Genomic DNA, 7,832 nt, shown 5'->3' with positions numbered 1-7,832 from the left:
GTTTCGGGGGCGAGCGAACGGGACCTGGATGTCGCGCTGGATGCGGGCGGGGCGGGGGGAGAAGACCAGGATGCGGTCGGCGAGATAGATCGCTTCCTCGATGCTGTGGGTGACGAACAGCACTGTTTTGCGGTCGTTCTGCCAGATCCGCAGCAGTTCATCCTGCAACAGGTCGCGGGTTTGCAGGTCCAGCGCGCCGAATGGTTCGTCCATAAGCAAGATATCGGGGCGCACCGCCAGAGCGCGGGCGATGCCGACACGCTGCTGCATGCCGCCGGACAGTTGGTGCGGGTAGGACTGGGCGAAGCCGGTCAGGCCGACGAGGTCGATGTACTGGCGGGCGATTTCGAGACGCTCGCGTTTCGGACGTCCTTGCATTTCCAGGCCGAACGCCACGTTCTCCAGCGCCGTTCGCCATGGGAACAGATCGAAGCTTTGGAACACCATGGCTCGTCCGGCGCCGGGGCCGGTGACGCGGTTTCCGTCGATCTCGATGCTGCCGCTATCGGCCTGGTCGAGCCCGTTCAGGATACGCAGGAAAGTGGATTTGCCGCAGCCGCTGGGGCCGATGATCGCAACGAATTGCAGGTTGGCGACGTCGAGGGACAGGTTCTCGAATACTGTCAGCCCGCCTTGGGCGAAGCGGCGGGTCAGTTGGGTGGTGCGCAGCTTGGGCGCCGTCACCGCCGGCTGGACCGGCGGGCGCTGTTCCAGGACCTGGGTCACCCGATCCGGCTCTGTGCTTCGGCCAGGTACTTGGGTTCGATGATCTTGTCGAAGCTGGCGCCTTCGGAAACGATTCCGGCCTTCTGGTAGATCGGGATCATTTTGTTGAAGGACGCGAGATCGAGCGGCATCGGCTCCGGCCAGGCTTTGATTTCCTGTGCCAGCAACGTCCATTCGTTACGGATACGATCGTCCGGCCAGTGCGCGGCGTCACGGTCGTTGCTGTATTTGCGGAACATGCCGGCGAACCAGGAAAAATCTGTGGTCGCCGAACGATTGGCGCGTAGTTGCGCTTCCATGACGTCGACGACGACTTTCTGATTGAGCGGGTCCTGTAACCATTTGCCGTTCACCGCCCAGACTTCGTTCGACCAGAAATCGTATTCTTTCCAGGGTTTGATCAGCACCTGGTAGTTGCCTTGTTTGGCGATATCGCCCGCCTGGTCGGCGTGGATCGGCACCAGGTGGACGCGATGCGCCAGCAAGGCCCGCATGCGCGCGCTCGACCCGCCGAGTGCGACGATGTTGACCTTGCTGATGTCGATGCCGTGCTTCATCAGCACACCCAGCAGCACGGCGTGCACTGTATCGCCAGGTGTATTGATGCCGCAGACCACGTCCGGCTTCGTCAGGTCCTCCAGCTTGGTGACCTTGTCGACGTCGGCGGCGAAGACCAGGTCGACACTGGCGTAGAACTGGCCGACGATTTTCAGATCGGCGCCGGCGTTAACCGCGGCGGCCACCGAGGGTGTGTCGGCATCGACGATGTCCGGGCCGCCGCCGACCAGAACCTGGGTGATGTTGGCCTGTTTCTCCATCCGGGTCAGGTCGATCGGAGCGTAATCGCCGATCTGCTGCAAGATCTCCCGGCACGCCACGTTGCCGGGCACGTGGATGCCGGCGACGTTGGCGTTGGACATCACCTTCAGCGTGCGTTTGGTACTGCCGAACGTGACACGGGTGCCGAACGGGGTGGAGAACGCTGCCAGCCCCGTGGCCGCCAGCGCTTTGCGTCGGGTGAGCATCGCGGTGTCCTCAGACCGGGATCCGGTGCTCCGGCGGATACTTGAAGCTGACCCGCTTCAGCAGCCGGGAATACTGGCCGGGGAATGGGTCGCGGCGGTGCATGGTCGAAGAGTTGTCCCACATGACGACGTCGCCGACCGACCAGTGGTGCTTGTAGACCAAGTCCGATTCAGTCATGTGCGGCAGCAGTTCGGCGAACAGGGCCTGGCTGTCGGATTCCGACTGCCCTTCTACCTCCGCGGTGTGGCTGGGGCTGTAGTAGATCGCCTGGGTCCCGAGCAGCGGGTGGGTGCGCACCAGCGGATGCGGTGAATCCGGGGCGCGCTTCAACTGTTCGGTTGTCATCTGCAAGTCCGGACGTTTTGCGGCGTCGCGGCGGTTGTGCCGGTCCACGGAGTTTACGCCGCGTTTTCCCGCGATCTTGGCTTTCAGGTCCTGCGGCAGCCGTTCATAGGCGGTGGCGAGGTCGGCGAACCAGGTGTCGCCGCCCTCCGCTGGGATTTCTTCGCCGAACAGGATGGTGCCGAAGGTCGGTTGGGGCATGTAGGATTGGTCGATGTGCCATACCGCCTCGCCATCGCCGAGTACGCCGATCGAGCGGCCTTCCTCCTTCTTGTTGGAGACGATCATTACCTCGGAATTGTGGCGGGAATGGTAGGTGGAGCGGACATGGATCTCCAGTTCACCGAACCGTTTGCCGAAGCGCATCAATGCTTCCTCGGTCAGGTTCTGGCCGGGGAAGACGGCGACTTTGTTGTGCAGCCAGGCTTCCTTGATCGCGCCGAATGTCGCGTCGTCGAGCGGGCCGGACAGGTCGACATCGGTGATTTCAACGCCAATGGTGGGGTTGAGGCGGCGGGTCTTCATGGGTCGTTCCTCCTCTGCGGGGATGTTGTCGCAAAGAGAGCATGGGCGGCCTGGGGACGCCAGAGCGACAGGGGTTACCGCCGCGGTTCCAGGCCTCGCTGCCAGGGGGCCAACCAGTCAGCGAGGCGCCCCAACCCGTGGCTGGCCAGCAATCCGATGCCCATGATCACAACCAGGAGCGCGAGCAAACGCGCGGTCGAGACGTCCATGCCGGCCTCGTTCAGCATGCCGCCGATGCCGGTGACGATGAACAACTGCGCCAGGACCATGGACCGGATCGCGTGGGTCAGGCCGATGCGGGCGCCGGCAAGCAGGTAGGGGAACAGCGCCGGCAGCATGATGGTGCGGAACGATCGGATGCGCGACGCGCCGAAGGACCGGCCGACATCCAGCCAGCGCCGCTCGATACGGACGGCACCCTGGTAGGTGGTCAGGGTGATGTACCAGACCGAGGACAGCACCACGACGGCGACGACGAACCACCATCCGGTGCCGATCAGCAGGATCAGGATCGGCACGATCGCCGCCACCGAGGTCACCACGAAGGTGCTGACCCAGGGCTGCAACAGGGCGTTCCAGACCGGTGAGCGGCCCATCACGACACCCATCGGCATGCCCACCACACAGGCGATGGCGAACCCAACCAGGGCCGGGGCGATCGATTGCCAGATGGTCTCGCGTGCGCCGGCATCCTGGGCCAACGCGACCAGTTCCCGGGCCACCGCGGATGGCGGGGCCATCAGGGCGTCGCCCAGGTATCGGCCGGTCCCTTCCCAGATGATCAGGAACAGGGCCAGTCCGGTCAGGCGTAGGGACAGGCGGGTGGCGTTGGTCATGATCGTTCCTGTCGCTCCGCTCAGGGTCGTTCCCAGCGCAGCACGTGGCGTTCCAGCCAGCGCAGGATCTGTTGCGCCGCCAGGCCGATCACGGCGACGGTGGCGATCACCGCCAGCATGCCGGCGGTGTTGAACCGGCCGGCGCTGTCGAGCAGCAGCTTGCCCAAATTCGCTGGTGACAACAGCAACTCCGCCGTGATCATGCCGGCGACCGCGCGCACCAGGCCGATGCGCAGGGCGGTGAACAGGAACGGCAGGCTGGCCGGGATCAGCACCGCTCGGATCACCCGCCGCCGGGGAGCCGTGAAGCTGCGCGCCACGTCCAGCAGACGTTGGTCGATCGCTCGGGCGCCGGTGGCGGTGATCACCAGCATTTCGAAGAAGCACATGATGACCACGATGGCGATGCGGGATTGGGTGAACAGGCCGAACCAGACGATCAGGAACGGAATGAACGCGGCCGGCGGGATGGCGTAGATGCCGGTCAGCACCGGATGCAGCAGTTCGTGCACCCAGGCCACTCGGCCCATGGCGAAGCCCAGCGGCAGCGCGACGATGGCGGCCAGGGCGTATCCGGTGACCAGGGTCAGCAGTGAGTGTGCGATCGCTACCGGCAGCACGCCGGATTCCGTCTGGTGTACCAGGAACAGGAACGCGGCAGAGGCTGGGGCGAACAGCACCGGCGGGGTCAGGCGGCCGATCAGTTCCCATAGCCCCAGGCCGGCGGCGATGGAAACGATGGGCAGCCAGGTCGTGAAACGCGTCATCATGCCGGCAGACTGCGACAGAGCGGTTCGGGAGACAATTCGGTGGGTGAACGCACCAGGGAAATGGAGCGCGCGCGTGAGCCGGTCGTTCCCGTCAGACCGCCACTCGGCCGCCGCGCCTGGAGGATCATCCCGGATTCACGTCACCCCCCGGCAACCACCTTCTTGTCGAATAACGTTTCGATCTCCCCTGTCGAATATCCGTGTTCGGCGAGCACATCCCGCGTGTGTTCCCCCAAAATGGGGGCATGCGCCCGCTTTGTCCCACTCTCCAACGCAGGCAATCCCGGAATGTTCGGCATCGGCACCAGTTCCGGGACGCCCGGCTGTGCCAGCCACGACATGATCCCCGTGGCCGCCACCTGTTCCTCCATCAGGAACTCCTGATAGCTGTTGACGCGCCCGTTCATGATCCCTTTTGCGGTTAGTCGCTCCGACAGCCATCCTGTGGTCCTGGCGGCAAGGATTGGCCGGAGGACGACGTAAAGTTCGTCCAGGTTGGTGGCTCGGGCTGGGTGGGTCGAGAAGCGCGGATCGTCCAGCAACTGGGCTTGTTCGATTGCCTCACAGAACGGCCGCCAGTCCGTCGGGCGTACCATGGTGATGTTGATCTGGCCGTCGGCGGTGTTGAATACCCCGTTCGGCATGCTGGTGCGCTGGGTCGTGCCGCGTTCCAGATAGTTGGCAATCATGCGGATCGACGACAGCATCGCCCCGCCGTGCATCAGGCTGAGTTCGATGAACCGGCCTTGCTTCACCTTCTGCTCCCGCCGCACATACAGCGAGGTCGCGATCGCCTGAAAACCGAGCAGGCCGGAGAACATGTCGATCAGCGAAATTGCGATCCGGTGGGGGTGCTGGTCGTGCTCACCCTTGTTCTCGGTCACGATGCCGATGAACGCCTGCAGCACCGGGTCCATCGCCGGGCGAGCGGCCAGGGGTCCGGTCTGGCCGAAGCCGGAGATGGAGTAGTAGATGATCCCCGGTTCCTTGGCGCTGACGGCGTCGTAGCCGAAGCCGTAGCGCTGGATGGTGCCGGGGCGGAAACCCTCGATGAATACGTCGGCGCCGCGCACCAGGCGCCACAGGATTTCCTTGCCCTCCGGCGTCTTCAGGTCCAGCGCCACGCTGCGCTTTCCTAGCGTGCCATACAGGGAGAACGCCGAATGCTCCTGGTAGGTACGACCCAGGATGCGCGACCAGTCGCCGCCGTTATGCGGGGTTTCCACCTTGATCACGTCGGCGCCGTGCTGAGCCAGCATCATGGCGCAGGACGGACCGGCCACCCCGCCGCTGAGATCGATCACCTTCATCCCGGCGAACGCCGCGTTATAGTCCATGGTTTCCCCCGTTGTTGTTAGCGTGATCGCCCCAGGCCAAAGGCCAGAGGGCGTGAATCACGCGAGACCATATTGTCGGGGAATGATAGGGGGACATCCGCGGAAATGGCCAGACCCGCGCGGTGGTCAGTGCTCCGCCGCGCCCGCCAGCACGTAGCGGGCAAGTGCCTGTCCCAGGCAATCGTTCAGCAAGGCGATGGTTTTGTCGCGCTGTTCGCGGTCGACCCGCTCCAGATCCACCTGACCGCTGTTCACCCATCCCTGCGTCAGGTCGAAGCGGTGGAACAGGGTCACCGCCTGCGTATCGGCCATCTGCTCCAGCACCGTCTCATAGGGGTTGAGGTCGGCGTTCGCGCGCAGGAAGCGGCTGAACTGGGGATCGATCAGCACAAGATCGGCGTGGGCGCTTTCCGCCGCATCGGCGCCATCCTGCAGGACGCCGCGCAGGATGTCAGGCCTGAGGCCATGCACGGCCTCCACGGTGCCGGTCTGCCACAGCACCAGGTCAAAACGATGCGGCGCCAGTTGCTCCCGCAGGATCGGCAGCATCATGTCGGCGGTCATGTTGCGACCGCCCTGCACCGTCAGGTTGAAGTGAAAACCGGGCCGCATCGCCCGCAGGGCCGCCGTCATCTGGTAGGGAAACGAACGTTCGGGGGCATGAAAGTTCAGGGCAGGACCGCCGGAGCCGCCACTCTCACCCACCGTCGATCCCGACCCCAGCGCCAGGATGTTCAGACCGCCCCTTTTGGCCAGCGCGGCGGCGACCCGCGGCAGCGGTGCCGACGGGGTGATAAGGTCAGACGGCATGTCGCACGCGCTTCTGTCATCTGCCTGCGAGCAGGCGGGCATGACCATTGTCAAAATAAGCAAGACACAGGCAAAAAATGGTCGACTCATAAACTCACCCGGTATCAGTCTGGGCGTCCACCGGCAATAGTGCCGCCGATGGTGTAGCGGATTTCCGCGGCGTTTTCGTTCCACCTTTCGTTCGATACCAGGCCGCCAATGCCCCCACGCCCACCATGCCGAGCGCACCGAACAGGTTGATCCCAACCTGCATGAATGCGTGGTCGTCATATTCCAACCCCAGCCGTGCAAGGAACCCAAACACGATACCGGAACAGAACACCGGCAGAGAATTTTGTCCTATCAGTACGAACGGCCCGGCCCAGCGTGTTCGCAGCCAGGGCTGGTCGAAGCGGATCAGGCGAACGCACAACCAAGTCAGTGCCAGGACCGAGATCAGCCGGAATGGGTACAGTCCGGTCTTGTCCTCGATCACCAGGTAGCGCAGCACCGCTGATCCGGATACCCAGTCCAGTACGTGGGGACGCGGTTCGATGACCACCGTCACGACGGTGCCCAGCACCACCACCCCGGTGGCGAGCACGTCGAACGGCCATCGGTGTCGCGGCGGCCGCAGGGGTGCGCACGCCAGGAGAACGCCGATGATGAACAGAAACTGCCAGGCGTACGGATCGAAGAACCAGCCCTCGCCGGTCCAGGCGTTCAGATTCAAGCCGGTGAACCGCACCACCATGTAGATCGCGAACGACAGGCCGAACAGCACCCTGGGCCATCGCAACAGCCAGACCGTCACCGCGAAAAACACCAGCAGTACGACGTAAAGCGGCAGGATGTTCAGGAGGCTTGGCTGGAAACGCAGCAGGACGGCTTGCAGGATGCTGCGATACGGATCGTCCCCCAGCACGTCCAACCGGCTCTCGGACAGATAGTTCAGCCGGTTCAGCGCGGTGGCCGAATACGTCACCTGAGCGGTGAACAGGACGAACAGGAAGATATGCGCCACATACAGCGTCCACGCGCGCCGCAGGATGTCCGCGGCGGTGGAGACAAAGCCGTTTTTGCGGAGCCCCGAACCATAGGCCAGGCCGGCCCCGTAGCCGGCGAGGAGGACGAACACCTCGGTGGCGTCGCAGACAGCGAATTTCTGCAGGCTGTAATCGCCCAGGACATTGCCGGGGATATGGTCCGTGTAGATCCACCACAGCGCCAGGCCGCGGAAGAAATCGACGCGCAAATCCCGTACCGCGGATCGCCTGATCAGGGTCATGGCGCGTATGTGGGGCGGACACCCCGGTTCGAGATTATGGCGATACGAAACGTCACATCACTTTTTCTGTGTTCGGGTTTATAGCCCTTGTCCCGCGCGGTGGAACGCCTCCGCCGTGGCGAGGTAGGTGTCGATGTCACGGTCCTCCGGCGCCGCCAGGACGTGCTGGATGCCGGCGTCGGCATAGGCGCGC

The 7,832-nt window shown here is 64.0% G+C and carries 8 protein-coding genes; all 8 read right to left on the bottom strand.

What is annotated here, in order from left to right; genetic code table 11:
* Positions 1-726 (bottom strand): ABC transporter ATP-binding protein (locus GSQ89_RS12320; protein ID WP_216856133.1); only part of this gene is annotated, 726 nt, incomplete at its 3' end.
* Positions 723-1,751 carry an ABC transporter substrate-binding protein gene (locus GSQ89_RS38465; RefSeq protein ID WP_158925485.1) on the bottom strand — a complete coding sequence of 343 codons (1,029 nt, stop codon included), beginning with the start codon at positions 1,749-1,751 and terminating at the stop codon, positions 723-725. The genes GSQ89_RS38465 and GSQ89_RS12320, both read right to left, overlap by 4 nt.
* Positions 1,752-1,761: 10 nt before the next feature.
* Positions 1,762-2,619 carry a TauD/TfdA family dioxygenase gene (locus GSQ89_RS12310; protein ID WP_158925483.1) on the bottom strand — a complete coding sequence of 286 codons (858 nt, stop codon included), beginning with the start codon at positions 2,617-2,619 and terminating at the stop codon, positions 1,762-1,764.
* Between the two features lie 74 nt (positions 2,620-2,693).
* Entirely contained in the window at positions 2,694-3,455 is a 762-nt protein-coding gene (locus tag GSQ89_RS12305; RefSeq protein ID WP_158925481.1) for an ABC transporter permease, read from the bottom strand.
* Between the two features lie 20 nt (positions 3,456-3,475).
* Positions 3,476-4,225: an ABC transporter permease gene (locus tag GSQ89_RS12300; RefSeq protein WP_158925479.1), complete on the bottom strand. Its 750-nt coding sequence runs from the start codon at positions 4,223-4,225 to the stop codon at positions 3,476-3,478.
* Positions 4,226-4,365: 140 nt separating this feature from the next.
* The gene (locus tag GSQ89_RS12295) at positions 4,366-5,562 is read right to left on the bottom strand and encodes a CaiB/BaiF CoA-transferase family protein (protein WP_158925477.1); all 1,197 of its coding nucleotides are present in this window, start codon (positions 5,560-5,562) and stop codon (positions 4,366-4,368) included.
* 126 nt (positions 5,563-5,688) lie between these two features.
* Positions 5,689-6,372, bottom strand: a complete 684-nt coding sequence (locus GSQ89_RS12290; RefSeq protein ID WP_158925475.1) for a hypothetical protein — start codon at positions 6,370-6,372, stop codon at positions 5,689-5,691.
* A gap of 94 nt (positions 6,373-6,466) precedes the next feature.
* Entirely contained in the window at positions 6,467-7,639 is a 1,173-nt protein-coding gene (locus GSQ89_RS12285; protein ID WP_158925473.1) for an OpgC family protein, read from the bottom strand.
* Positions 7,640-7,832 lie beyond the last annotated feature (193 nt).

It is taken from the genome of Acidisphaera sp. S103, assembly GCF_009765975.1.
GTDB lineage: Bacteria > Pseudomonadota > Alphaproteobacteria > Acetobacterales > Acetobacteraceae > Rhodopila.
The sequence above is the reverse complement of the archived record's forward strand: the minus strand, read 5'-3'. Positions and strand labels throughout refer to the sequence as shown.